The following is a 25,168-nucleotide window of genomic DNA, read 5'->3' on the forward strand; positions in this document are numbered from 1 at the left end:
CGTTTACGCTCAGAATGCATCGCCTGGCACACGCACCCATCCTTCCATCAGTACCCGCGCGCTGCGGCTCATGACGGCTTTGGTCACGCTCCATTCGCCGTTGGCCTGGCTGGCTTGCGCACCTACCCGCAAGGTGCCTGACGGGTGGCCGAAGCGTACGGCGTCGAGGGCGCCGCCGCCGGCCGCCAGATTCACCAGCGTGCCCGGTATCGCCGCGGCTGTGCCGATGGCGACAGCTGCGGTACCCATCATGGCGTGGTGCAGCTTACCCATCGACATCGCCCGTACCAGCAGATCGATATCAGCGGCGGCGACCTGTTTGCCGCTGGAGGAAACGTAGGCGGCCGGCTTGGCGACGAAGGCTACTTTTGGCGTGTGCTGGCGCTTGGCGGCTTCATCGAGCTGCTTGATGAGACCCATGCGCAGCGCTCCGTACGCGCGTATGGTTTCAAATTTTTCCAGCGCCGCGGCGTCGCTGTTGATGGCGTCCTGCAGCTCAGTGCCGTGATAGCCGAGCGCTTCGGCATTGACGAAAATGGTCGGGATGCCGGCATTGATCATGGTGACCTTGAGCGTGCCGATTCCAGGGACTTCCAGGTCATCGACCAGGTTCCCGGTGGGGAACATGGATCCGCCTGCGCCCTCCTCGTCGGCGGCCGGGTCCATGAATTCCAGCTGCACTTCGGCCGCGGGGAAGGTAACGCCATCAAGTTCGAAGTCACCGGTTTCCTGCACCGCGCCGTCGCTGACCGGCACATGGGCGATGATGGTCTTGCCGATATTGGCCTGCCAGATGCGCACCGTTACCATACCTACGCCGTTTTGCGGAATGCGGCCGGGGTCAACCAGGCCGCCGGCTATCGCGAATGATCCCACCGCGGCGGACAGGTTGCCGCAGTTGCCGCTCCAGTCGACAAACGCCTTGTCGATGGCGACCTGGCCGAACAAATAATCGACATCGTGGCCGGGCTTGCTGCTCTTCGACAAGATCACCGTCTTGCTGGTGCTGGAGGTGGCCCCGCCCATGCCGTCGATCTGCTTGCCGTAGGGGTCGGGGCTGCCGATGACGCGCAGCAGCAGCGCATCGCGCGCGGCGCCAGGCGCCTGCGCTGCCGCCGGCAGGTCCTGCAGGCGGAAGAACACACCTTTGCTGGTGCCGCCGCGCATGTAGGTGGCGGCGATCTTGATCTGGGGTAGGTGAGTCATATCATGCTTTCCTGTTGAGAGTTTCATCATTCATGACATAGTCGCAGAAAATGGGCAGAGTCATCTGGGGCAGAGTCATCTGGGGCAGAGTCATCTGGGGTCGGAGTCATCTGGGGTCGGAGTCGACTTTCGCGGCGCTTTATCGCGAAACTCGACTCTGACCCCACATGACGAATTCGGAGAAAGAAAGAGCGCATCCATGGTTTTTCTTTTCTAGCGACACGGTATGTACTCCGTGGTCCGCTAAATGGGGTCAGAGTGAACTTTCTGCGTGCTTTTTGCAGAAACTTCACTCTGACCCCATTTAGCTACGTGCCTTAAGCGCCTTGTCAGGCCGCGGTCGACGATTCGAGGAAGTCCTGGGCGAAGCGCTGCAGCACACCGCCGGCTTCGTAGATCGAGACTTCTTCCGCGGTGTCGAGGCGGCAGGTGACTGGGACTTCCAGACGCTCGCCGTTCTTGCGGTTGATGACCAGTGTCAGCGTGGTGCGCGGCGTACGCGCACCCAGCACGTCGAAGGTTTCGCTGCCGTCGATGGCCAGGGTATTGCGGTTGACGCCGGGCTTGAACTCCAGCGGCAGCACGCCCATGCCAACCAGGTTGGTGCGGTGGATGCGCTCGAAACCTTCCGCCGCGATGGCTTCTACACCTGCCAGGCGCACGCCTTTGGCCGCCCAGTCGCGTGAAGAACCTTGGCCATAGTCGGCGCCGGCGATCACGATCAGCGGCTGCTTGCGTTCCATGTAGACCTCGATGGCTTCCCACATGCGCGTGACCTTGCCTTCCGGTTCGACCCGGGTCAGCGAACCCGCTTTGACCTTGCCATTTTCCTGCACCATTTCGTTCTTCAGTGTGGGGTTGGCGAAAGTGGCGCGCTGTGCCGTGAGATGGTCGCCGCGATGGGTGGCGTAGGAATTGAAATCTTCCTCCGGCAAACCCATCTTGGCCAGGTATTCGCCGGCGGCGCTGTCGAGCATGATGGCGTTCGACGGCGACAGGTGGTCGGTGGTGATATTGTCGCCCAACACCGCCAGCGGCCGCATGCCTGTCATGGTACGAGCGCCGGCCAGCGCGCCTTCCCAATATGGCGGACGGCGGATGTAGGTGGTCTGCGGGCGCCAGTCGTACAGCGGGCTGACCTTCTCGCTGTTATCTGCCACCACGGCGAACATCGGCTCGTAGACCTTGCGGAACAGTTCCGGCTTGACGCTGGCGGCGACAATCGCGTCGATTTCTTCATCGGACGGCCAGATGTCTTTCAGGGTCACGGGATGACCGTCGGCGTCAATGCCGAGGGTGTCTTTCTCGATGTCGAAACGGATGGTGCCGGCGATGGCGTAAGCCACCACCAGAGGCGGCGAGGCCAGGAAGGCCTGCTTGGCGTAGGGATGGATGCGGCCGTCGAAGTTGCGGTTGCCGGACAGGACCGCGGTGGCGTACAGGTCACGCTCCACCACTTCCTTCTGGATGACCGGATCGAGCGCGCCGCTCATGCCGTTGCAGGTGGTGCAGGCAAAGGCGACCACGCCGAAGCCCAGCGTTTCCAGTTCCGGCAGCAGCCCGGCAGCTTCCAGATATAGGGCGACCGTCTTCGAGCCTGGCGCCAGCGAGCTCTTGACCCATGGCTTGCGGCTCAGGCCGCGGGCATTGGCGTTGCGCGCCAGCAGGCCGGCGGCGATCATGTTGCGCGGATTGTTGGTGTTGGTGCAGCTGGTGATGGCGGCGATGATCACGGCGCCGTCCGGCATCAGGCCTGGCTCGTTCTCTACCTTGCCGCTGATGCCGCGCGCCGCCAGTTCCGAGGTCGGCACACGGCTGTGCGGATTGGATGGTCCGGCGATATTGCGCACCACGGAAGACAGGTCGAAGCTGAGGACGCGTTCGTACTCGGCGTTGCGCAGGCTGTCGGCCCACAGTCCGGCTTGCTTGGCGTAGGTTTCCACCAACAGGACCTGTGCCTCCTCGCGGCCGGTGAGCCGGAGGTATTTGATGGTCTGCTCATCGATGTAGAACATCGCGGCGGTGGAGCCAAACTCCGGCGCCATGTTGGAAATGGTGGCGCGGTCGCCCAGCGTCAGGTGCGAGGCGCCCTCGCCGTAGAATTCGAGATAGGAAGACACGACCTTTTGCGCACGCAGGAATTCGGTCAGCGCCAGCACGATGTCGGTGGCGGTGATGCCCGGCTGCGGCTTGCCGCTCAGCTCGACGCCGATGATGTCCGGCAGCCGCATCCAGGAGGCGCGGCCCAGCATCACGCTTTCCGCTTCCAGGCCGCCGACGCCGATGGCGAGCACACCCAGCGCGTCGACCATCGGCGTGTGGCTGTCGGTGCCGACCAGGGTATCGGGGAAGGCGACGCCGTCTTTCACCTGGATCACCGGCGACATGCGCTCAAGGTTGATCTGGTGCAGGATGCCGTTGCCCGGCGGGATGACGTCGACGTTCTTGAACGCCTTCTTGGTCCAGTTGATGAAATCAAAACGGTCTTCATTGCGGCGGTCTTCGATGGCGCGGTTCTTGTCGAAGGCGTCGGCGTCGAAGCCGCCGCATTCGACCGCCAGCGAATGGTCCACCACCAGCTGGGTCGGCACCACCGGGTTGACCAGCGCCGGGTCGCCGCCTTGCAGGGCAATGGCGTCGCGCAGGCCGGCGAGGTCAACCAGTGCGGTCTGGCCGAGGATGTCATGGCATACCACGCGTGCCGGGAACCACGGAAAGTCGAGGTCGCGCTTGCGCTCGATGAATTGCTTGAGCGATGCGCTCAGGGTCGCCGGGTCGCAGCGGCGCACCAGGTTCTCGGCCAGCACGCGCGAGGTGTACGGCAGCTTGTCGTAGGCGCCGGGCGCGATGGCATCGACCGCGGCGCGCGTATCGAAAAAATCCAGCTTGGTGCCGGGCAGAGGTTTACGGTTTGCTGTATTCATGGCTCAATCAGGGAAAGAATAATGTAGGGTGGGCACCTGCGCCCACGCGGATGGCTCGGGGCACAGCGTGGGCAAAACTGCCTGCTCACCCTACCGTTTAGCGATCGGCACAAACGCCAGGTTGTCCGGGCCGACATAATTGGCCGACGGCCGGATGATCTTGTTGTCGATGCGCTGCTCTATGATATGAGCAGCCCAGCCGGAGGTGCGGGAAATCACGAACAGCGGCGTAAACATCGCGGTCGGCACACCCATCATGTGGTACGAGACGGCGGAAAACCAGTCCAGGTTGGGGAACATTTTCTTGACTTCCCACATCACGCTTTCCAGCCGTTCGGCGATATCGAACATCGCGGTCGAACCGGCTTCCACCGACAATGTGCGCGCCACTTCCTTGATCACCTTGTTGCGCGGATCGGAGACGGTATACACCGGATGGCCGAAACCGATCACAACTTCCTTGTTCGCGACCCGGTTGCGGATATCGGCTTCCGCTTCGTCCGGATTGTCGTAGCGTTTCTGGATTTCAAACGCAGCTTCATTGGCGCCGCCGTGTTTCGGACCGCGCAAGGCGCCGATGGCGCCGGTGATGGCGGAATGGAAATCCGAGCCGGTGCCGGCGATCACCCGGCTGGTAAAGGTGGAGGCATTGAATTCGTGCTCGGCGTACAGGATCAGCGAGACGTGCATTGCCTTTTCCCACGAGGCGGACGGCTTGGCGCCGTGCAGCAGGTGCAGGAAATGGCCGCCGATGGAATCGTCGTCGGTTTCGACTTCGATGCGCTTGCCGTTGTGGCTGAAGTGATACCAGTACAGCAGCATGGAGCCGAACGAAGCCATCAGGCGGTCGGCAATGTCGCGCGCGCCGGGCGCGTTGTGGTCGTCTTTCTCCGGCAAGGCGCAGCCGAGCACCGAGACGCCGGTGCGCATCACGTCCATCGGGTGCGAAGCGGCAGGCAAGGCTTCCAGCGCAGCCTTGACGCTGGCCGGCAAGCCGCGCAGGGCTTTCAGCTTGGTCTTGTAGCCCTTCAGTTCGGCGCTGTTCGGCAGCTTGCCGTGCACCAGCAGGTAAGCGATTTCCTCGAATTCGCAGGTATCGGCGATATCCAGGATGTCGTAGCCGCGGTAATGCAGGTCGTTGCCGGTTTTACCGACCGAACACAGGGCAGTGTTGCCTGCGGCGACGCCGGACAGGGCGACGGATTTTTTCGGTTTGAAAGCAGTGGTTTGTTCGTTTGTTGCTGCATTTGTTGATGCGTCGCTCATTGCCTGATCTCCTGACGGAAAAGAATCGATGTGTATGGATGGTCTTATTTCTTCTGGGCCGCAAACAAGGCGTCCAGGTGCCGTTCGAAATCGTGATAGTTGATGCGCTCGTACAGTTCCATGCGGGTCTGCATGGTGTCGACCACATTCTTTTGCGTGCCGTCGCGGCGGATCGCGGCATACACGTTTTCCGCCGCCTTGTTCATGGCGCGGAAGGCCGACAGCGGATACAGCACCAGGCCGACGTCGGCCGACTTCAATTCTTCCACCGTGAATAACGGCGTGGAGCCGAATTCGGTGATGTTGGCCAGCACCGGCACTTTGACCGCGGCGGCGAAGGTCTGGTACATGCCAAGCTCAGTGATGGCTTCCGGGAAAATCATGTCGGCGCCGGCCTCGACGCAGGCGATTGCGCGTTCCAGCGCCGATTCCAGTCCTTCGACCGCGAGCGCGTCGGTGCGCGCCATGATCACGAAATTGTCGTCGGTACGGGCATCGACCGCGGCCTTGATGCGGTCGACCATTTCCTGTTTGCTGACGATTTCCTTGTTGGGACGATGGCCGCAGCGCTTGGCGCCGACCTGGTCTTCGATGTGGATCGCGGCGGCGCCGAACTTGATCATGGACTTGACGGTGCGCGCGACGTTGAAGGCGCTGGCGCCGAAACCGGTGTCGACGTCGACCAGCAACGGCAGGTCGCAGACATCGGTGATGCGGCGCACGTCGGTCAGCACGTCGTCCAGGTTGGAGATGCCGAGGTCGGGCAAGCCGAGCGAACCGGCGGCGACGCCGCCGCCGGACAGGTAGATCGCCCTGAAGCCGGCACGCTTTGCCAGCAGCGCGTGGTTGGCGTTGATGGCGCCGATCACCTGCAGCGGCGATTCTTCCTGCACCGCCTTGCGGAAGGCCGCGCCTGCGGAATATGAACTCATGTCTTCTCCTGATAAAAATTGCACCTACGGGCACTAATGCCGATTTGCGAGAACTTGTAGGGTGGCCACCCGTGCCCACGCGGAACGTCGATTATTCAAGGAACGCCTTCAGCGTGGGCAGAAAATCTGCCCGCCCTACGTCTGTTTCATACAGATAGCTGCATGAGGATTTACCTACTATAGAGCAATCAGCGTGCCAAACCAGCCAAGAGCAATGGCAGACCATAGGGAAAATCGAAATAGCAAAATAAAATCAATCACTTAGAAAATAAAATAGCAAAAAATCAAATCCACTTCTAGCTTCACCAAACAATAGAAATGTTTCACCCTGTGTTACATTCATCGCTATTGAAACACATGCGTTAAACGCATTTGAAACATGCAACCCTCCTCCCCTGCCCGCCGCGATGCCAGCAATGCTGGCGACAGCAACCAGAAACCGGTGATCTGGACCGTCTCTGTGTCGCGCCTGTCCGACCTGTTCCGCGACATCACGCTGGAATACGACGACCGCGCGACCATCGAACCGATCGAGCTGGGCTTCGACGAAGCCGCGCGCCACATCCGCGAACGGATGGAAACCGAACGCTGCGACGCGGTGATCTCAGCCGGCTCCAACGGCGCCTACCTGAAAAGCCGGCTGTCGGTGCCGGTGGTGATCGCCAAGGCCAGCGGTTTCGACGTGCTGCAGGCCCTGGCGCGCGCGCGCAAGATCACGCCCGACATCGGCATCGTCACTTATCAGTCAAGCATGCCGGCGCTCAAGGAATTCCGGGACGCCTTCGGCTTCAATATCCTGCAGCGCGACTACGCCACCGAAGAAGATGCGCGGGCGCAGATCAATGAACTCAAGGCGCGCGGCGTCAAGGCGATCGTCGGCGCCGGCCTGATCACCGACCTGGCCGAGGAAGCTGGGCTGGCGGCGGTTTTCGTGTATTCCGCGGCGTCGATCCGCCAGGCTTTCGATGATGCGCTGGAAATCGCGCGGCTGACGCAGCTGGAAGCCAGCCGCGGCCGCGCCAGCGCGCCGCTGGCAGACACCCTGCGCGCCAAGCACGGCATCAACGATTTGCGCGGCGACTCGCCGGCGATGGAAACCCTGCGCCAGTCCATCGTGCTGTATGCCAAATCGCAGGCAACGGTGCTGATCCAGGGGGAAACCGGCACGGGCAAGGAACTGGTGGCGCAAGCGATCCACCGCGAAAATTCGCGCGCCCTCGCCGGCAACAAACCGTTCGTCGCGGTCAATTGCGGTGCGATTGCGGAATCGCTGCTGGAGTCGGAGCTGTTCGGTTACGAGGAAGGCGCGTTCACCGGTTCGCGCCGCGGCGGCCATGCCGGCCTGTTCGAAGCGGCGCACCGCGGCACGCTGTTCCTGGATGAAATCGGCGAAATGCCGCTGGCGCTGCAAACCCGTTTGCTGCGGGTGCTGGAAGAGCGCGAAGTGGTGCGGGTCGGCGGCACGCGGCCGATTGCAGTCGAAGTGCGCATCATCAGCGCCACCCATTGCGACCTCGAGCAGCGCATCCGCGAAGGCCGTTTCCGCGCCGACCTGTTCTATCGCCTGGCGGTGCTGCGCCTGACGCTGGCGCCGCTGCGCCAACGCCCGCAAGACCTGATCGCGCTGGCCGAATGGTGCTTGAAAAAAGCGCTGGCCGCGCTGGGCGCTCGCCCGCACCCGAACCTGCATGCCGAAATCGTCGCCTGCACGCCCCTGCTCAGCGCCTACGCCTGGCCCGGCAATGCGCGCGAAGTACGCAACCTGATGGAAAGGCTGGCGCTGTTCCTGGCGGCCGAACCACTGCAGGCGTTGTCGCCGGCCTTCATCGCCAGCATTGCGCCGGAGTTCGCCCAGGCGGCAGCAACGCCAGCCGTCGCAGCAACAGCCGCAGACGCCGCACCACAAACCGCCGAAAACATCGCGCAAGTGCTGGCCCGCTTTGACGGCAACCGCGCAGCTGCCGCCAGACATCTCGGAATCAGCCGCACTACGCTGTGGCGCAAAATCAAGGGGTCGTGAAAGCCCTCCCGAGTTAACCCGAGGACGAAAAAAAGCCGCCCATAAAGGCGGCTTTTCTTGAGAAGCCGTTTGATTACAACGGCTGATATTCTTGGCGAGACGGGGATTCGAACCCCGGATAGGCCATGAAACCACCATTCCAAGTATATATTTTTTATTTAAAATCAAAGACTTACCTTTTATTTATTGCGATATTAAATTACCTTTAGAGATTACATAACTTGTTGATTTAATTGATTTTATGTTTTCTCAATATCGCAATTTATAGGGTGACTATAGAGAGTAATAGTTTAATTATTTGCCTTACGGAAAATTTCAACTATTCTGTCAATTGATGTCCTCGAGGCATCTTTTCAAAGCCAATTGTTTCCAGCGAGAGCAGGGTTGAAATAACGTCCTGACTCGGTTTGCAGATGCCAAATAATTTCAAGATTGAATCAACCGTAAGGGAAACAATGATGCAGATTTTTATCAAATCAGCAGATAACTCTATAAATACCACGCTTGAGGTTGAGCTCTCAGACACTATCGAATACGTTTATGCGAAAACTCAAGACAAAACAGGAATCACCTTTGACAAATTTTTGCTGATGTATGCCTACAAAAATCTGGAAAAAGGCAAGCGGGTATCAGACTATGGTATCAAAGAGAACTCCATCGTGGCTATGGCGTTGAGGTAACTCGTATTTGGAGCGGGTCGGCTGCGTTTTATCAGGAAATTTATGAGACGACAGCGTAATCGCGTCCGTAATGTCATCGTGTCTAGGACTGTTAATCCGCAGGTCCCTGGTTCGAGTCCAGGCCGGGGAGCCAATACATATAAAGGGCTGCAAGCGATTGCAGCCCTTTTTCTTTTGTCTTTTTAGACGGGTTGTTAGACACTGTCTAACAAACTCGGAATCTTCCCCTGTAACGTCGCGTTTGCTTTCGGACTGATTTGCGTTTGATTCTGGACGTACTACCACTCTCCAAGTTGCATGCTATCGCTTCGATTAGCCTCTGGAAAAATGACCAGTGCAACCCGTATAAGTTGCGATAAGCATTGATGCGTGAAAGCCGCACAGAAATCACAAGTTTCTGGAGCGTTAATGAGTTTGCCTGAGGCGAAGGCTGGGCGGCCCCCTCGTTCGGTCGTGTTCCATATCGCCGCAGCTGGGTCAGGGTGGACAACCTTGTGGAGTCGATCAGAGAATTTCTGGCGCTCGACTTCCGTGAACGTGTACTTATTTGCCTTGTCCAGATGTTGCATAAGCACCTTGAATGAAGGCTGAGTCTTTCGTTCCCACCCGGCATGCCACGAATCGACTGCGCTAGGCGTATCGCACAAGTAGATAATCAATGCTAAGCGCTCAAGCATTGACCGAAGTAGGATCACTGCTGAAAATACATAGCCTTGACGAAGCAACTCTCTAATACTAAGTGCGATGCTGATTGCCTGGGGTATGAGTTCGCACGCTGCAGTTTGCAGCGGTGACTTGTTGATTTCAAAGGTATGTTTTGCAATGGCAAGATTTTTCTGAAGTGCTCGCGGAATCTCCAGATCAAGCTGAAGCAAAGCGACCCGCCCGAGATAGGGTTCATTGTGCGGTAAGTAGACGGCTTCGGGCTGTCGTGCACGGTCTTCCAACATTTTTCTCTCCCATAGGTACAAGTTGGCATTTCGCACAAATTGGGCTTTTAACCCGCATGTTGCCAGTTCGAGTGCCGCTAAGCTGCCGCTCCGCCATTATCCTGTTTTCATTGTAGTAGTTTTGCAACATTTCTAGCTCTCTCTGGAGTGTACGCTGCTCGGCGAATGCATATTTATTGCTTTATCAGCTTGCAACATTTTGTTATTTAACGCTACCCTATAAAATTGGCTCAATAGCAATTTTTCACGGAATACCCATGGTGATGCGCAAGATTGTTGTAGGCGATAAAACTACGACAAGCGGTACGATTCTGCCAAACGCGAACTCAACGTTTTCAGTAGGGCTGGCCACAAGGTTGCGCTAATCGGGGGACAGGCAACCTGCCTGGCCTGCAAAGGCGTAGGGACAATTGCTAAGGCAGGCGGGCCGCGCCGGATGAATTTCATGGGCGAAGTGGCGCTGGAGGACGATATTGTTATTTGTGCGTGCCCCATTCATCCGAAGCTCGTAGCTAACCTACACCACACAATGACTTACGATGACGGCGCGGCGCCCCATGTCGCCGCCTCGCCGGCAGCGGAAGCCATCAATCCAACTGTATCATCCAGCGCTGTTAGTGAATCAAAAATTGCCAGTTTTGACGAAATGCCGCATGCCAAGGTAGGCGGGCAAGGATTGGCTGAGCATCCGTATTACGTAGAAACCGAGGATGGGCGCACGTTCTCCGGCGTGACCGACTCCGAAGGCAAGATACCGCGTATCTCTACAGCCAGCGAGAGCCAATACAAAGTGTATTGGGGGGATGATGCATTGGCTAAACAAGCAGAAAAAGAGTAACGGGAACCAAAAATGCCAAATGCGCCGACCGTCATCAAGACCAACAGCACTAAAGATTCAGTAAAAGAAGTGAATCTCAAAACGGTTTCATTCCAGGAGCTGTGGGACAACTACGTGTCCGGCGCCCCCTATAAGGTCGACGGAAAAGTGCCAGACGGATTTGATAATCAATGTGCTATCCGCATGAGCGCGACCTTCCACAAGCTGGGCATTGATATGAAGTCCTTTTCTTCAAAGGTGGTCAAGCCTGAAAATGGGGAAAAGAGCATAGGCCGTATTTTGCTTGACGGCAAGCCAACAGCCACCCGCGCTAATGAACTTCGTCAGTGGTTAAACCTGCACCCAATACCCAACATCTACAAGGCTGAGAATATTACAGGCGCGGATTGGCAATCCAAAATCAAGGGGCGGACCGGGATTGTCGCATTCGAGGGTTACTGGCAGCGTGACTCCGATGGGGCGAGAGATACAAGCGGCGGCCATATTGATCTTTGGAACAAAACCACGCTGACGCCGTCTGTCGAGTCGTTCCTGAGATTCCGTGCAGGCATAAATCGCATTCCGAATCCAATAGCTTTCCTTCGTGGCCGAGAGGGGAACTGGTATTCGGACCTTGGTAAATCAAAGCAGATTCTGTTTTGGGAAATAAAATGAAGAGATTCGGGATTGCCTTCGCAGGCTTGGTATTTGGACTGTTTTTAACGTGGCTCTGCCTCTATAGTTTTAGCCATATTGATTGGTCAACGCCCCACGCCCTTTCTCACGGATGCTACGAAATCGACCACTGCCCGAAACATTGGTGGACTTACCCGTTATTTTTCGGAACGCTCTTTGGCCCAAGCATTGTTTTTTGCCTGCTAAATGTGATTGCGTGGAAGCGGTGGACAGCGCGGAAATGGGGATGGTTTTTTGGAACGTTTATAGTACTCACTATCCTATTCTATTTGTCTGGATACATAATCCCACTGTTGCGCTCCTACCTTTCTTAACGTCACCTCTTTGGTATTTTGCGGAAAGGCCTTGATGGAACAAATTTACAACGTCTTCCTCTACTACACGAACGACGTTTGCTCCACTGTCGGTTACGTGGCTCATGACTATTGCGGCAGTGATGAGCAAAGTCTCGACTTCCTAAAAGATAATTTACGTGAAGATTTCCAAAGAGTTTCAAAATTGGATTTGATACGGCAATTCACGCTCTCCGAATACAACGCAAAATGTCGATTGGGCGAAGGCCAGGCATCTCGGAATCAGCCGTACTACGCTGTGGCGCAAAATCAAGGGGCAGTGAAAGCCCTCTCTGGAGTTAACCCAAGGACGAAAAAAAGCCGCCCATAAAGGCGGCTTTTCTTGAGAAGCCGTTTGACTACCACGGCTAATATTCTTGGCGGAGAGACGGGGATTCGAACCCCGGATAGGCTATGAACCTATACACGCTTTCCAGGCGTGCGACTTCAACCACTCATCCATCTCTCCTGCAACTACAATAGCGCTTCGTGCAGTTTGATTTTCACGAAGCCGCGTATTATAGCAACAAATCCGGCAGAAACAGAAATTTCTCTTCAATACCCCGCTCCAGCCCTGTTCAGAGGCTTATTGGGCTTCCTTGAGCTGCTCCAGGATGGCTGGATTTTCCAAAGTGGAAACATCCTGCGTGATTTCTTCCCCTTTCGCCAGCACCCGCAGCAGGCGCCGCATGATCTTGCCGGAACGGGTTTTCGGCAGGTTGTCGCCGAAACGGATTTCGCGTGGCTTGGCGATCGGGCCGATTTCCTTGGCGACCCAGTCGCGCAATTCCTTGGCGATCTGCTTGGCTTCGTCACCGGTGGGGCGGCTGCGCTTGAGTACCACGAAAGCACAGATGGCTTCGCCGGTGGTTTCGTCCGGCTTGCCGACCACGGCGGCTTCGGCAACCATGGGATTGGCTACCAGCGCCGATTCGATTTCCATGGTGCCCATGCGGTGGCCGGAGACGTTCAGCACATCGTCGATGCGGCCGGTGATGGTGAAGTAACCAGTGTCCTTGTTGCGGATCGCGCCGTCGCCGGCGAGGTACAGTTTGCCGCCGAACTCAGGCGGGAAGTAGGCGCTCTTGAAACGTTCGGGATTGTTCCAGATGGCGCGGATCATCGACGGCCACGGGCGCTTGACGACCAGGATGCCGCCGCTGCCGTCCGGCAGTTCATGCCCGGCTTCGTCGACGATCACCGCCTGGATGCCCGGCAGCGGCAAGGTGCAGGAACCCGGCACCAGCGGCGTCGCGCCCGGCAACGGTGAAATCATGTGGCCGCCGGTTTCGGTTTGCCAGAAAGTGTCGACGATCGGGCAGCGCTCGCGGCCGATGTTCTTGTGGTACCACATCCAGGCTTCCGGGTTGATCGGCTCGCCGACCGTGCCCAGCAGGCGCAACGACGACAGGTCGTATTGCGAAGGATGGATGTTCTTGTCTGCATCGGCAGCCTTGATCAGGGAACGGATCGCGGTCGGCGCAGTGTAGAAAATCGTGGCCTTGTGCTTCTGCACCATGTCCCAGAATCGGCCGGCGTTAGGATAGGTCGGCACGCCTTCGAAGATGACCTGGGTGGCGCCGACCGCGGTCGGGCCATAGGCGATATAAGTATGGCCGGTGATCCAGCCGATGTCGGCGGTGCACCAGTAGACATCGTCGGGCTTGATGTCGAACACCCACTTCATGGTGAGTGCGGCCCACAGCAGGTAACCGCCGGACGAGTGCTGCACGCCCTTCGGCGTGCCGGTGGAGCCGGAGGTGTAGAGGATGAACAGCGGATGTTCTGCATCGACCCATTCCGGCTCGCAGGTCTCGGCTTGCGCTGCGACCAGCTCGTGCAGCCAGAGGTCGCGGCCCGCTGCAAAATTGATGTCGCCGCCGGTGCGCTTGTAAACCACGACGTTCTTGATGCTGTCGCAGCCGCCCAGCGCTAGTGCTTCGTCGACGATGGATTTGAGCGGCAGGCGCTTGCCGCCGCGCGCCTGTTCGTCGGCGGTCAGCACGGCGACCGCGCCGGCGTCGATGATGCGTTCCTGCAGCGACTTGGCGGAGAAGCCGCCGAACACCACCGAATGGGTGGCGCCGATGCGCGCACAGGCTTGCATCGCCACCACGCCTTCGACCGACATCGGCATGTAGATGACAACGCGGTCGCCCTTCTTGATGCCCAGCGATTTCAGGCCGTTGGCAAACTGGCAGACTTTCTTGTGCAGCTCGCGGTAAGTGATCTTGCTGACATCGCCGCTATCGGTTTCGAAAATCACCGCGACCTTGTCGGCATTGCCATTTTGCAAATGGACGTCGAGGCAGTTGTAGGAGACATTCAGCTTGCCGTCGTCGAACCATTTGTAGAACGGCGCATTGGACTCGTCCAGCACCTTGGTGAAGGGTTTGTGCCATTGCAGGTTTTCACGGGCCAGGCGGCCCCAGAAACCTTCGTAGTCTTGCTCGGCTTCGGCTACCAGTGCGCGATACGCATCCATGCCGGAAATTGCCGCAGTCTTGGAAAATTCTGCCGGGGCTGGAAAAATGCGGGTTTCCTGGCCAAAGGTTTCGATGTTCGCCATGCTGTCTCCTGCTTTTTAGTAATTGACGCTAAACATAAACTTTTACACTTACTCAAGCCTTACGTAGGGTGGGCAGATTTCTGCCCACCCTGGATGCGGACTACGAATGATCGACGTTCCGCGTGGGCACGGAGTGCCCACCCTACGGTCCTATATTGTCAGATGCTAACGCTACCAGAGCCTCACAGTCGGTTATCATCGCACATTCAGCTCATTCCTACAGCCCATGCGTCACACAAAATCTTATGCTTACCTGGCACTGGCCATGATGCTGGTAGGCGCCAATATCGGTTTCGGCAAGGCCATCATCGCGGTGATGCCGGTGCTGGTGTTCGGCCTGCTGCGCTTTGTGATTGCCGTGGCGGTGATGGCGCCGCAGTTCTTCAAGGCCGCGCCGCGCCTGCAGCGCCACGAATGGCTGACCTTGTTCGGCCAGGCTTTTTTCGGCACTTTCCTGTTTACGCTGTGCATGCTGTACGGCGTCCAGCACACCACCGCTACCGCCGCGGGCGTGATCACCAGCACCCTGCCGGCGGCGGTGGCGATCCTGTCGCGCCTGACCCTCAAGGAGCGGCTGCAGCCGCGTACGCTGGCTTCCATCCTGCTGGCGATTGCCGGCATTGCCGTGCTCAACCTGAGCAAGAGCGATAGCGGCGACGGCGGCGAGACGCCGCTGATAGGCAACCTGTTCGTAATGGCCGCGGTGCTGTGCGAAGCCACTTACGTGGTGCTGTCCAAGCGCCTGACGCAAACCCTGTCGCCGATGCGCATCACGGCCTACAGCCATCTGTTCGGCCTGCTGCTGATGCTGCCGTTCAGCCTGACTGCTGCCTTGTCCTACAACTTCAGCCAGGTCACGCCCGGCATGTGGCTGCTGGTGTTCTGGTATGCGCTGGCGGCCAGCGTGATTGCATTCTGGCTATGGCTGACAGGCACCAAGCACGTGCAGGCCAATGTGGCCGGCATCTTCACCGCCCTGATGCCGCTGGCGGCGGCTTTCATCGGCGTGGTGTTCCTGCATGAGAGCCTTAGCTGGGCGCACTTTGTGGCGCTGGCGCTGGTATTGACCGGGATTGCGGTGGCCAGCTGGCCGCAGCCCATGAAAACCGTGCAAGAAGTGTAAAATAGCGACGCTTTCCCCCTTCCCGATAATTCCAATGAGCAACATGCAACCATCTGCGCCCAAAAAAGCCATAGGCGTCCTGCCGAACCTGATTTTCATGAGCCGCTGGCTGCAACTGCCGCTGTACCTGGGCCTGATCCTGGCGCAATGCGTCTATGTTTTCCATTTCTGGGTCGAACTGACCGACCTGATCGGCGCCGTGTTCGGCAATGCCGCCTCGCTCAACCACATCCTCGATGTCGTCACGATCGATGGCGCGGTGCGTCCGACCAAACTGACCGAAGCCACCATCATGCTGGTGGTGCTGGGGCTGATCGACGTCGTGATGATCTCCAACCTGCTGATCATGGTGATCGTCGGCGGTTATGAAACCTTTGTCTCGCGCATGAACCTGGAAAGCCATCCGGACCAGCCGGAGTGGCTGTCGCATGTGAATGCTTCGGTGCTGAAGGTGAAACTGGCGATGGCGATCATCGGCATTTCGTCTATCCACCTGCTGAAGACCTTCATCAACGCCAATGCCTACGACGTCAAAACGCTGCTGGCGCAGACCGGCATCCACATCACTTTCCTGCTGTCGGCGCTGGCGATCGCCTGGTGCGACCGCATCATGACGGCGACCCAGAACCAGGCCAACGGAGAGCATTGAAGTACATCCGCGTGGGCACAGGTGCCCACCCTACATTGTTTAATTTTTACCGAAAATTTTACCGAGAAACGCCATGACCACCCTAGCCACCCTGACCACGATCAAGCAAGAAGATCTCATCGAGTCGGTAGCCGCTGCGCTCCAGTACATCAGCTATTACCATCCCGTCGACTATATCCAGCATCTGGCGCGCGCCTATGAGCAGGAACAGAGTCCCGCGGCGAAAGACGCGATTGCGCAGATCCTGACCAACTCGCGCATGTGCGCCGAAGGCAAGCGGCCGATCTGCCAGGACACCGGCATCGTCAACGTGTTCCTGAAGATCGGCATGGACGTGCGCTTCGAAGGCTTCAAGGGTTCGATCACCGATGCGGTCAACGAAGGCGTGCGCCGCGGTTACCTGAATCCGGACAACATGCTGCGCGCCTCGATCGTGGCCGATCCACAATTCGAGCGCAAGAATACCAAGGACAATACGCCGGCCGTGGTGCACATGGAACTGGTGCCGGGCAATACGGTTGACGTGCAGATCGCGGCCAAGGGCGGCGGTTCGGAAAACAAGACCAAGTTCGTGATGCTCAATCCTTCCGATTCGCTGGTCGACTGGGTCATGAAGACCGTGCCCACCATGGGCGCCGGCTGGTGCCCGCCGGGCATGCTCGGCATCGGCATCGGCGGCACCGCAGAACGGGCGATGCTGATGGCGAAACAAGTGTTGATGGAAGATATCGACATGTACGACCTGCTCAAGCGCGGCCCGCAAAACAAGACGGAAGAACTGCGCATCGAACTGTTCCAGAAAGTCAATGCGCTGGGTATTGGCGCACAAGGCCTGGGCGGCCTGACTACCGTGCTCGACGTCAAGATCATGATGCACCCGACCCACGCGGCATCGAAGCCGGTGGCAATGATCCCGAACTGCGCGGCGACCCGCCACGGCCACTTCGTGCTGGACGGTTCCGGCCCGGCCTACATGGAGCCGCCATCGCTGTCGGAATGGCCGGAAGTGCATTGGGTGCCCGATACCGAGAAGTCGAAACGGGTTGACCTCAATACCCTGACCAAGGAAGAAGTCGCGTCCTGGAAACCGGGCCAGACCCTGCTGCTGAACGGCAAGATGCTGACCGGCCGCGATGCTGCCCACAAGCGTATCCAGGAGATGCTGGCCAAGGGCGAGAAGCTGCCGGTCGATTTCACCAACCGCGTGATCTATTATGTCGGCCCGGTCGATCCGGTGCGCGACGAAGTGGTTGGCCCGGCTGGCCCGACCACTGCCACCCGCATGGACAAGTTCACCGACATGATGCTGGAACAGACCGGCCTGATTTCGATGATCGGCAAATCGGAGCGCGGCCCGGTCGCCATCGAATCGATCAAGCAGCACAAGTCGGCTTACCTGATGGCGGTGGGCGGCGCGGCTTACCTGGTGTCGAAGGCGATCAAGTCGGCACAGGTGCTGGGCTTTGCCGACCTCGGCATGGAAGCGATCTACGAGTTCGACGTCAAGGACATGCCGGTGACGGTGGCGGTCGATTCCAACGGCGTCTCGGTACATAACACCGGGCCTAAGGAATGGCAGGAAAAGATCGCGCATGCCGCGCTGTCTAAAATCCCTGTAACTGCCATCTGATCCGATCTGGTCGGTTTTGCAGATGACTGACAACACTCAGGAAATGCCGATGGCGCAAATCGCGCCCATCGGCATTTTTGATTCCGGCATCGGCGGCTTGTCGGTGCTGCGTCATATCCATCAGGACCTGCCGCTGGAAGATCTCTTGTATTTTGCCGATTCCGCTTATGCGCCTTACGGCGACAGATCGGAAGCCGAAATTTCCGCGCGCTCGCTGGCCGTGACCGGATTCCTGCTGCAGCAAGGCACCAAGGCGCTGGTGGTGGCTTGCAATACCGCCACCACTGCTGCCATCAAGGCGATACGCAGCGCCTATCCGGCGTTGCCGGTGATCGGCATCGAACCGGGGCTCAAGCCGGCTGCCGCGCAAAGCCGCAGCAAGATCGTCGGCGTGCTGGCGACCAAAGCCACTCTGCAAAGCGCGCGGCTGCTGGCGCTGCAGCAGCAGATCGGCGCGGCCAGCGGCGTGCATTTCGAACTGCAGGCTTGCGTCGGTCTGGTCGATCAGATTGAAAAGGGCGAATTGCGCTCCCCGCAGACTGCCTTGCTGCTACGGCGTTATATCGCTCCCCTGATCGCGCAAGGCGCGGACACGCTGGTGCTGGGCTGCACCCACTACCCTTTTGTGCGCCCGCTGATCGAGGAGATCGTGGCTGAGCTGGCCTCCGGGCCGGTAACCATCATCGACACCGGCGCGGCGGTCAGCAGACAGCTGGTCAAGGTCCTGGGAGAAAACAACTTGCTGCACACTGCCGCGCGTGCCGGCAAGGTCAGTGCCTTTACCACCGGCAGCCAGTCGGTCCTGTCGGCTACGTTCGCCAGCCTGCTGCAGCTGCATTCGCCGGTGTCGGCGGTAGCAGCAATCGCCCAGCCCGCGGGAATTTCATAATTAGCTGTTATTTGATTTGCCAGGCAGCAGGTTACTTTGTATAATAGCGAGCTGTCTTAGTGCTGAACAAGCATGGCAGTTTGCAGTAGCAATGCAATGGTGGCTGTAGCTCAGTTGGTAGAGTCCAGGATTGTGATTCCTGTTGTCGCGGGTTCGAGTCCCGTCAGCCACCCCAATAAAATCAAACACTTAGCCCGCTCATTGAAGCGGGCTTTTTGTTTTCCGCCCTTCCTTCCCACGCCTCGCCAGTATCAGCCGCCATAATTCAATCCTCAGGATATTAGCTACATACTTATTATTTTAGCAATTAAAATATATCCTCGCAGATTCCTGAGATGCAAATATTTTCAGATTTTCATGATTTCTTCGAGCCGACCATACGCTTGACGTTTAACGTTTAACGTTATATTCTTTCTGTCTATGATACTCAGCTTTCGCTGTGCCAGCACCCAAGCCCTGTTTGAAGGCCTCCGCGTTGCGAAATTTGCAAACGTCTCCAATGTTGCAGAACGAAAACTTCAACAGTTGGATAGTGCGGCGACACTCGGCTTTCTCCGTTCACCGCCCGGCAATCGTTTGGAAGCGTTGGCTGGCAATCGCGCCGGCCAATACAGTATTCGTGTAAATGATCAGTGGCGCATCTGCTTCATCTGGACTGAGCAGGGAGTGGCAAATGTTGAGATCGTTGATTACCACTAGGAAGAAGATATGAGCAAAATCAGAAATGGCATGCGCCCGATCCACCCGGGAGAAATTTTGCGTGAAGACTACCTGAAGCAGATTCCGATGAGCGCCAACGCTCTCGCCATAGCGCTTCATGTTCCTGCCACTCGCATCAGTGAAATCGTGCACGAACGACGCGGCATAACTACCGACACTGCCTTACGTCTCGCTCGCTTTTTTGGCAATGACGCGCAATCCTGGCTGAACCTGCAGCAAGCCTACGATCTGAAGATGGCGGAAACGGAAATCCTGGAGAAAATTGCAAGAGAGGTACAGCCTCTGGCGCAAGCTGCCTGACAGATTCAAGCGCCTGCAATGAGCGTCAAGTCTTCCAGATAAAGTCAGGTACTGCGTTTGACAAAAAACAAAGCCGTCCCCACTCCCATCAACACGCCGCCGAAGAAACGGTTCTGCCTCTTCATCGCGCGCGCATCGCGGAAATAACCCTGCATGGTCGACGCGGCAAAAGCATAGCTGTGCATCACCACCAGGTCCACCGTGCACATGGTAACGGCCAGCAGCAGCAATTGCGGCAGCAAGGCGCTGTCGCCGCTGATGAACTGCGGCAGCACCGCCACCATGAAAATGATTCCCTTGGGATTGGTGGCATTCGTCATGAAACCCAGCAGCATGCGCTTACGCATGGTCGGCGGCGTCGACTGCAAGGCCGGCTCAGGCTGTAGCGTGGCGGTATCCACTTTGGCGCGCCATTGGCTCAGGCCAAGGTAGATCAGGTATAGCGCGCCTATCGTCTTGACCACCGTGAACATGGTTTCGGAAGCCAGCAGAATGGAGCCGACGCCGGCGCCGGCCACAAACAGGATCAGCAGCAAACCCAGCTGCAGGCCGGCAATGGTGGCGGAGGTTTTTTTTACCCCGTACGACAAGCCATGCGACATCGACAACACGGCGCCGGAGCCGGGAGAAATGGCGATCAGCCAGCAGGCTGCGAAAAATGTAAACCAGGTATGGAAGTTCATGATAAAAGCGGATTTCGCGGTCTTGGATGGAATGCAGCAGGATATCACCGACCGCCGATCCTCGCGTCCAGACGGACATTTGCAAGGCGCAGCGACATCGTGAATTGGCAATCCCGATTTATCGCATTGACCGGTAAGGAGCACTGCGCCCGCGCTTGCTCAATACAAGCTGCCAGAGCTGGCCCTGGCCCGAGCGGAAAAATCCCGCCGAAGAAAGTATGAAGTATTTCCACATGCGATAAAAGCGCTGGTCGTATTTTTCCGACAGGCGCGGCCAGGCGCGCTCGAAATTATCCCACCAGGCCATCAGGGTCAGGTCGTAGTCGCGACCGAAATTATGCCAGTCTTCGATCAGGAAGCGTCCTTCCAGCACCTGCGTGATTTCCTTGGCGGAAGGCAGGTGGCCGTTCGGAAAAATATACTTGTCGAGCCAGACATCGCGCTTCTTTTCAGTGACGTAGTTGCCGATCGTATGCAGCAGGAACAGGCCCTCGGGCGCCAGCAGTTTTCCGGCGACATCGAAGTAGCTTGCATAATTCTTGGCGCCGACATGCTCGAACATGCCGACTGAAACAATCTTGTCGTATTGTCCGCTGAGCTGCCGGTAGTCGGTCAGTTCAATCGTTACCGGCAGTCCGGTACAGCGCTCCTGCGCGAGTTTTTGCTGTTCTTTAGACACCGTGACGCCAGTCACCGCCACCTGGTAGTGTTCCGCCGCATAACGAGCCAGGCCGCCCCAGCCGCAGCCTATGTCGAGCAGGCGCTCGCCTGGTTTCAGTTCCAGCTTGGCGGCAGATCAGTTCCAGCTTGTGCTGCTGCGCCTCTTCGAGATTGGCGGCGCGCGGCCAATAGGCGCAGGAATACATCATGTACGGATCGAGCATGCTTTCGAACAGGTCGTTGCCGATATCGTAGTGCTGCTCGCCGACCTGGAAAGCGCGGCCCCTGGTTTGCAGGTTGAAAAAATTCTGGCGCAGGATTTCCAGGAAAAAGCCGAACTTTGCCGGGCCGACCACCGTCTGTTCCAGGTCGTGGCTGGTGACCCTGAAGAAAAACTCGTCCAGCCTGTCGCAATCCCAGTCGCCATCCATGTACGACTCGCCGATGCCGAGTTCCCATTTGGTGAACATCTTCTGGAAGAAAACCGGATCGTGGATCTGCATGTCCCAGGGCTGGTCGCCGTTGAGCCGGATACCGGCATGTTCGAACAGCTGCTGGATGATTCTCGGCGCATTCGCCTTCATGTCAAACGTTGCCGGGACAGCCTTCACTTTATCCATGTAGTACTTCCTTCAGAGGCAGCGCTATGGAACAGAACGGACGTATTTATCAGCTTGCAGGACGCCGCAGCAACGCCAGCAGCAGGCCAAACCCTATCATCAGCGTACCGCTGACGCGGTTGAACCAGCGCAATCGGCCGGCGGCGTTGGTGAAAGTCCCGAGCCTGGCACCGATGGCGGCATAGATGGCGATCGCGATCAGTTCAAGCAGCAGGAAAGTCGCGCCGAGCACGATGAAACTGGTAGCGTAGGCCGAGCGATCGACAAACTGCGGGAAGAACGCGGTGAAGATGAGGATCGCTTTCGGATTGCCGGCGGCTACCAGGAACTCTTGCCTGGCGAGCCGGCGCAGCTTGTCTGCCGGCGCTTCGAGACTGGCCTGGATTTTGTCGGAGGCGGCTGCCAGCTCAATCGGCGCGGAACGGAACAGTTTGATGCCCAGCCAAACCAGGTAAGCCGCGCCGCCGAATTTCAACAGCGTGAACAGCGTTTCCGACGCCAGCAACAGCGCTCCCAGCCCCAGGCCCGAGATGGCGATCATGGCCGCAAACGCCAGCAGCCGTCCAAACGCCGCAAGAACCGAATAACGCATGCCGTCGCGCGCGCCGTTCGACAGCGACAGCACATTGTTCGGGCCGAACGCCATGTTCAGCGCGAAACAGGCGGGCAGGAAAAGCCAGTAATTCTGGAATGACATCGGGTTTGCCTCTCGGTGTTTTTTAGAAAAACGCTTATCTTCGCCTATCTCATATCCAGTGCACTGCCATGCCGCGGAGGCGGGAATGCCTGGTCAAGCTCCACCAGGTCCTGCGCAGTGAGCACGATATCGAGCGCCGCACGGTTCTCACGCACATGCGCTGGAGCGACTGCCTTGGGAATGACGATGACCTGCTCCTGCCGCAGCAGCCATGCCAGCGCGATCTGCGCCGGGCTGGCTGCATGCCTTGCCGCGACCGCCAGCAGTTGCGGGTTGCCGAGCAAGCGCCGCTGCTCGCTGGCGGAAGATTCCAGCGGCGAATATGCCATCACCGGTATCGCGCGTTCACGGCACCAAGGCAGCAGGTCCCACTCAACGCCGCGCCGTTTCAGGTTGTACAGCACCTGGTTAACCGCGAGCTGTCCCCCGCCGTGCAACTCGCTTGCTTCCTGCATGCCGTCGCGATCGAAATTGCTGACGCCGAAGTCGCGTATCTTCCCTGATTTCTTGAGGGATTCGAATGCCTCAAACGTTTCCAGCAATGGCACCGATCCGGGCCAGTGCAGCAGGTAGAGATCGATATGGTCGCAGCCGAGCCGCTTCAGGCTGCGTTCGCAGGCGGCCTGCATGCCGCGCCGGTCGGCGTTGTGCGGATAGACCTTGCTGACCACGAACACTTCGTCGCGGCGGCCCCGGATCGCCTCGCCCACGACCTTTTCGGCGCCGCCGTCGGCATACATCTCCGCCGTGTCAATCAGCGTCATTCCGAGGCCCATGCCCAGCTGCAGCGCGTCGATTTCGCGCTTTTTCCGGGCCGGGTCTTCTCCCATGTACCAGGTTCCCTGCCCTAATACCGGGATGACGGCGCCTGAAGGTAAAAGCAAGGTCTTCATTGTCGAGATTGCGATTCAAAAGGTTATTTTTGTACCAGAACAGCAGTTTTTTCCAAGTTTTGGCGCGGCATCGCTCCTAAACTCGATTTCATTCTACAACGTAATCAAATGGAGAAAACCATGCAATCCAGCACAGCCCGGAAGCAGTCAAACATTTTTCATCAGTTGCACCTCGGCCCTCAACCATTGACTTTATTGAACGCCTGGGATGCTGCCAGCGCGCGCATCCTCGAACGCGCCGGAGCGCCAGCCATTGGCACCACCAGCGCCGGCATGGCGTGGGCGGCCGGTTATGCCGACGGCGAGCGGATGCCGGCTGCCGAACTGATCGCTGCCTGCGCCCGCATCTGCCGTGTCGCCGGCGTTCCGGTGAGCGTCGACATCGAACGCGGATTCGGCCGCAGCGCCGAGGAGGTGTGCGATGTAGTACGGGCATTGGTGGATATGGGCGTGGCCGGCGTCAACATCGAGGATGGCGTGCTGCCAGGGACAGGCCAGCTGGCGCCGCCGGAGATCCTGTGCGAACGGATAAGCGCGCTGCGCAAGATGCTGGCGCAGATGGATGGGCAGCTGTTCATCAATGCCCGCAGCGACACCTATTTTGTCGCCAACGACGATCCGGTGGCTCGCTATGAAGACACCGTCCGGCGCGCGCAAATGTATGCCGCGGCCGGCGCCGACGGCATCTTCGTGCCCGGCATGGCGAACATCGACGACATAACGCGCTTCACGCAGACGGTTTCCTTGCCAGTGAACATCTACGCCGGTTACGCCGGCGCGCCAGATGTCGATGTGCTAGGGCAGGCTGGCGTGCGGCGCATCAGCGTGGGTTGCGGTCCCTTGCAATCCGCGCTCGGCCTGCTGCAGAGGATTGCCGGCGAAGCGCTCAGCCAGGGTAGCTTCCATGCCATGGGCAGCGGCATGCTTTCCGGCGGCGAAATCAATGCCCTTTTCCCCCAGTAACTTCATAGAAAGCACACGACCATGAACAAGAATGATTTTGAAGCACTGCGCAAGTTCATCGACACACCTTCGGGCCGCATCAGCTATGTCGAACAAGGTACAGGGCCGGTTGCCTTGTTCGTGCACGGCGTGCTGGTGAACGGCTATTTATGGCGCCATCAGCTGTCCGAGCTAAGCGCGATACGGCGTTGCATTGCCGTCGACCTGTTGGCCCACGGCGCGACCGAAATCAAGCCGGACCAGGATGTGTCGTCGGCGGCAAATGCCCTGATGCTGCGGCAGTTCCTAGATGCGCTGGAGATCGACAGCGTCGACCTGGTCGGCAACGACGGCGGTGGAGGCATGGCGCAGATTTTTGCCGCCGCCAATCCACAGTGCGTGCGCAGCCTCACCCTGACCGACTGCGATACCCACGACAACTGGCCGCCGGAGGCATTCAAGCCATTCCTGGCCCTGTCCGCCGGCGGCGGCCTGAGTGGGGCACTCCATACCATGCTATCCGACAAAGGATTCTACCGGTCCGTCAACGCACTTGGCCCGGCGTACGAAGATCCCGCCAGCGTGAGCGATGAGGCAATCGAAATCTATTTGCGTCCCCACCTGGCCAGCGCCGAGCGTACGCGCGATCTGGAACGGTTCCTGGCGGCGTTCGATTGCATGGATACGGTGTCGGTGGAAGCGCAGCTAAAAAAACTCCACGCGCCGACGCTGATCGCCTGGGGCAGCGACGACATATTTTTTGACGTGAAGTGGTCGCACTGGCTTGAGAAAACCATTCCTGGTACGCGCCGGCGGGTGCAGCTGGATGGCGCCCGCCTGTTCTTCCCGGAAGAACGCTGGCAGGCATTCAACGCGGAACTGCGCGCCCATTGGCGGCATGCGGCTGTCTGAAAAATGCACACAGCGGCGCCCTCGATTGCATCCGCGGACGCTGCCAGGCAGACAACTC

Annotated in this window: 24 protein-coding genes and 2 tRNA genes; 14 read left to right on the plus strand and 12 right to left on the minus strand. The window is 58.4% G+C overall.

The genetic code is table 11. From position 1 onward, the window contains the following. Positions 1 to 9: 9 nt before the first annotated feature. The 4 genes from prpF to prpB all read right to left on the minus strand — a co-directional run bounded on the left by prpF (position 10) and on the right by prpB (position 6,328). Positions 10 to 1,206 carry a 2-methylaconitate cis-trans isomerase PrpF gene (gene prpF, locus CFter6_RS19070; RefSeq protein ID WP_061541256.1) on the minus strand — a complete coding sequence of 399 codons (1,197 nt, stop codon included), beginning with the start codon at positions 1,204 to 1,206 and terminating at the stop codon, positions 10 to 12. Between the two features lie 329 nt (positions 1,207 to 1,535). Next, positions 1,536 to 4,130 carry a Fe/S-dependent 2-methylisocitrate dehydratase AcnD gene (gene acnD / locus CFter6_RS19075; protein WP_061541257.1) on the minus strand — a complete coding sequence of 865 codons (2,595 nt, stop codon included), beginning with the start codon at positions 4,128 to 4,130 and terminating at the stop codon, positions 1,536 to 1,538. 90 nt (positions 4,131 to 4,220) lie between these two features. Continuing rightward, positions 4,221 to 5,396: a bifunctional 2-methylcitrate synthase/citrate synthase gene (gene prpC, locus CFter6_RS19080; RefSeq protein WP_061541258.1), complete on the minus strand. Its 1,176-nt coding sequence runs from the start codon at positions 5,394 to 5,396 to the stop codon at positions 4,221 to 4,223. Between the two features lie 44 nt (positions 5,397 to 5,440). Beyond that, positions 5,441 to 6,328 carry a methylisocitrate lyase gene (prpB, locus tag CFter6_RS19085; RefSeq protein WP_061541259.1) on the minus strand — a complete coding sequence of 296 codons (888 nt, stop codon included), beginning with the start codon at positions 6,326 to 6,328 and terminating at the stop codon, positions 5,441 to 5,443. Between the two features lie 379 nt (positions 6,329 to 6,707). Here prpB and prpR point away from each other — a divergent pair, with 379 nt between their 5' ends. Further along, a complete protein-coding gene (prpR, locus tag CFter6_RS19090; RefSeq protein WP_061541260.1) occupies positions 6,708 to 8,348 on the plus strand; it encodes a propionate catabolism operon regulatory protein PrpR in 1,641 nt (546 codons plus the stop codon). 455 nt (positions 8,349 to 8,803) lie between these two features. Further along, positions 8,804 to 9,028, plus strand: a complete 225-nt coding sequence (locus CFter6_RS19095; protein WP_061541261.1) for a ubiquitin-like protein — start codon at positions 8,804 to 8,806, stop codon at positions 9,026 to 9,028. Positions 9,029 to 9,306: 278 nt separating this feature from the next. Here CFter6_RS19095 and CFter6_RS19100 read toward each other — a convergent pair whose 3' ends face one another. Beyond that, positions 9,307 to 9,978: a DUF5677 domain-containing protein gene (locus CFter6_RS19100; protein WP_061541262.1), complete on the minus strand. Its 672-nt coding sequence runs from the start codon at positions 9,976 to 9,978 to the stop codon at positions 9,307 to 9,309. Between the two features lie 445 nt (positions 9,979 to 10,423). Between CFter6_RS19100 and CFter6_RS19105 the strand changes: the two genes are divergently transcribed. From CFter6_RS19105 to CFter6_RS27050, 3 genes are all read left to right on the plus strand, one after another. Then, positions 10,424 to 10,816, plus strand: a complete 393-nt coding sequence (locus CFter6_RS19105) for a hypothetical protein (protein WP_236904414.1) — start codon at positions 10,424 to 10,426, stop codon at positions 10,814 to 10,816. A gap of 12 nt (positions 10,817 to 10,828) precedes the next feature. Beyond that, positions 10,829 to 11,470: a T6SS effector amidase Tae4 family protein gene (locus CFter6_RS19110; RefSeq protein ID WP_061541264.1), complete on the plus strand. Its 642-nt coding sequence runs from the start codon at positions 10,829 to 10,831 to the stop codon at positions 11,468 to 11,470. A gap of 369 nt (positions 11,471 to 11,839) precedes the next feature. Continuing rightward, the gene (locus CFter6_RS27050) at positions 11,840 to 12,154 is read left to right on the plus strand and encodes a hypothetical protein (RefSeq protein ID WP_236904415.1); all 315 of its coding nucleotides are present in this window, start codon (positions 11,840 to 11,842) and stop codon (positions 12,152 to 12,154) included. Positions 12,155 to 12,201: 47 nt separating this feature from the next. On the opposite strand, the gene CFter6_RS19115 is transcribed toward CFter6_RS27050, so the two are convergent. Together CFter6_RS19115 and acs are read right to left on the minus strand one after the other, a co-directional pair. Next, positions 12,202 to 12,292: transfer RNA gene (locus CFter6_RS19115), tRNA-Ser, on the minus strand. Between the two features lie 117 nt (positions 12,293 to 12,409). Continuing rightward, positions 12,410 to 14,392: an acetate--CoA ligase gene (gene acs, locus CFter6_RS19120; protein WP_061541265.1), complete on the minus strand. Its 1,983-nt coding sequence runs from the start codon at positions 14,390 to 14,392 to the stop codon at positions 12,410 to 12,412. Positions 14,393 to 14,618: 226 nt separating this feature from the next. Between acs and CFter6_RS19125 the strand changes: the two genes are divergently transcribed. The 7 genes from CFter6_RS19125 to CFter6_RS19150 all read left to right on the plus strand — a co-directional run bounded on the left by CFter6_RS19125 (position 14,619) and on the right by CFter6_RS19150 (position 19,703). Beyond that, positions 14,619 to 15,515 carry a DMT family transporter gene (locus CFter6_RS19125; protein WP_061541266.1) on the plus strand — a complete coding sequence of 299 codons (897 nt, stop codon included), beginning with the start codon at positions 14,619 to 14,621 and terminating at the stop codon, positions 15,513 to 15,515. 34 nt (positions 15,516 to 15,549) lie between these two features. Continuing rightward, positions 15,550 to 16,164 carry a TIGR00645 family protein gene (locus CFter6_RS19130; protein WP_014007328.1) on the plus strand — a complete coding sequence of 205 codons (615 nt, stop codon included), beginning with the start codon at positions 15,550 to 15,552 and terminating at the stop codon, positions 16,162 to 16,164. Between the two features lie 91 nt (positions 16,165 to 16,255). After that, positions 16,256 to 17,794, plus strand: coding sequence for a fumarate hydratase (locus tag CFter6_RS19135; RefSeq protein ID WP_061542474.1), 1,539 nt, complete (start codon positions 16,256 to 16,258; stop codon positions 17,792 to 17,794). A gap of 22 nt (positions 17,795 to 17,816) precedes the next feature. Further along, positions 17,817 to 18,683, plus strand: coding sequence for a glutamate racemase (gene murI / locus CFter6_RS19140; RefSeq protein WP_061541267.1), 867 nt, complete (start codon positions 17,817 to 17,819; stop codon positions 18,681 to 18,683). 99 nt (positions 18,684 to 18,782) lie between these two features. Further along, a tRNA-His gene (locus CFter6_RS19145) sits at positions 18,783 to 18,858 on the plus strand. Between the two features lie 245 nt (positions 18,859 to 19,103). Next, positions 19,104 to 19,382, plus strand: coding sequence for a type II toxin-antitoxin system RelE/ParE family toxin (locus CFter6_RS25190; RefSeq protein WP_082814876.1), 279 nt, complete (start codon positions 19,104 to 19,106; stop codon positions 19,380 to 19,382). Positions 19,383 to 19,391: 9 nt separating this feature from the next. Beyond that, positions 19,392 to 19,703 (plus strand): HigA family addiction module antitoxin, encoded by a 312-nt coding sequence (locus CFter6_RS19150; protein WP_061541268.1) that lies wholly within the window; start codon positions 19,392 to 19,394, stop codon positions 19,701 to 19,703. Between the two features lie 44 nt (positions 19,704 to 19,747). Here CFter6_RS19150 and CFter6_RS19155 read toward each other — a convergent pair whose 3' ends face one another. From CFter6_RS19155 to CFter6_RS19170, 5 genes are all read right to left on the minus strand, one after another. Then, on the minus strand, positions 19,748 to 20,386 hold the full coding sequence (locus CFter6_RS19155; RefSeq protein WP_061541269.1) for a LysE family translocator: 639 nt from the start codon (positions 20,384 to 20,386) through the stop codon (positions 19,748 to 19,750). A gap of 118 nt (positions 20,387 to 20,504) precedes the next feature. After that, a complete protein-coding gene (locus CFter6_RS26540) occupies positions 20,505 to 21,170 on the minus strand; it encodes a class I SAM-dependent methyltransferase (RefSeq protein ID WP_335340333.1) in 666 nt (221 codons plus the stop codon). After that, positions 21,058 to 21,666, minus strand: a complete 609-nt coding sequence (locus CFter6_RS26545) for a class I SAM-dependent methyltransferase (protein WP_236904416.1) — start codon at positions 21,664 to 21,666, stop codon at positions 21,058 to 21,060. Before CFter6_RS26545 ends, CFter6_RS26540 begins: the two co-directional genes overlap by 113 nt. A gap of 49 nt (positions 21,667 to 21,715) precedes the next feature. Further along, a complete protein-coding gene (locus CFter6_RS19165) occupies positions 21,716 to 22,363 on the minus strand; it encodes a LysE family translocator (RefSeq protein ID WP_061541270.1) in 648 nt (215 codons plus the stop codon). Positions 22,364 to 22,407: 44 nt separating this feature from the next. Then, positions 22,408 to 23,256, minus strand: coding sequence for an aldo/keto reductase (locus CFter6_RS19170; protein WP_061541271.1), 849 nt, complete (start codon positions 23,254 to 23,256; stop codon positions 22,408 to 22,410). 120 nt (positions 23,257 to 23,376) lie between these two features. On the opposite strand from CFter6_RS19170, the gene CFter6_RS19175 reads away from it, so the two are divergent. Next, positions 23,377 to 24,219, plus strand: a complete 843-nt coding sequence (locus tag CFter6_RS19175) for an isocitrate lyase/PEP mutase family protein (protein WP_236904417.1) — start codon at positions 23,377 to 23,379, stop codon at positions 24,217 to 24,219. A 21-nt stretch (positions 24,220 to 24,240) separates the two neighbouring features. After that, the gene (locus CFter6_RS19180; RefSeq protein WP_061541273.1) at positions 24,241 to 25,110 is read left to right on the plus strand and encodes an alpha/beta fold hydrolase; all 870 of its coding nucleotides are present in this window, start codon (positions 24,241 to 24,243) and stop codon (positions 25,108 to 25,110) included. Positions 25,111 to 25,168 lie beyond the last annotated feature (58 nt).

It is taken from the genome of Collimonas fungivorans (genome assembly GCF_001584145.1).
GTDB lineage: Bacteria > Pseudomonadota > Gammaproteobacteria > Burkholderiales > Burkholderiaceae_D > Collimonas > Collimonas fungivorans.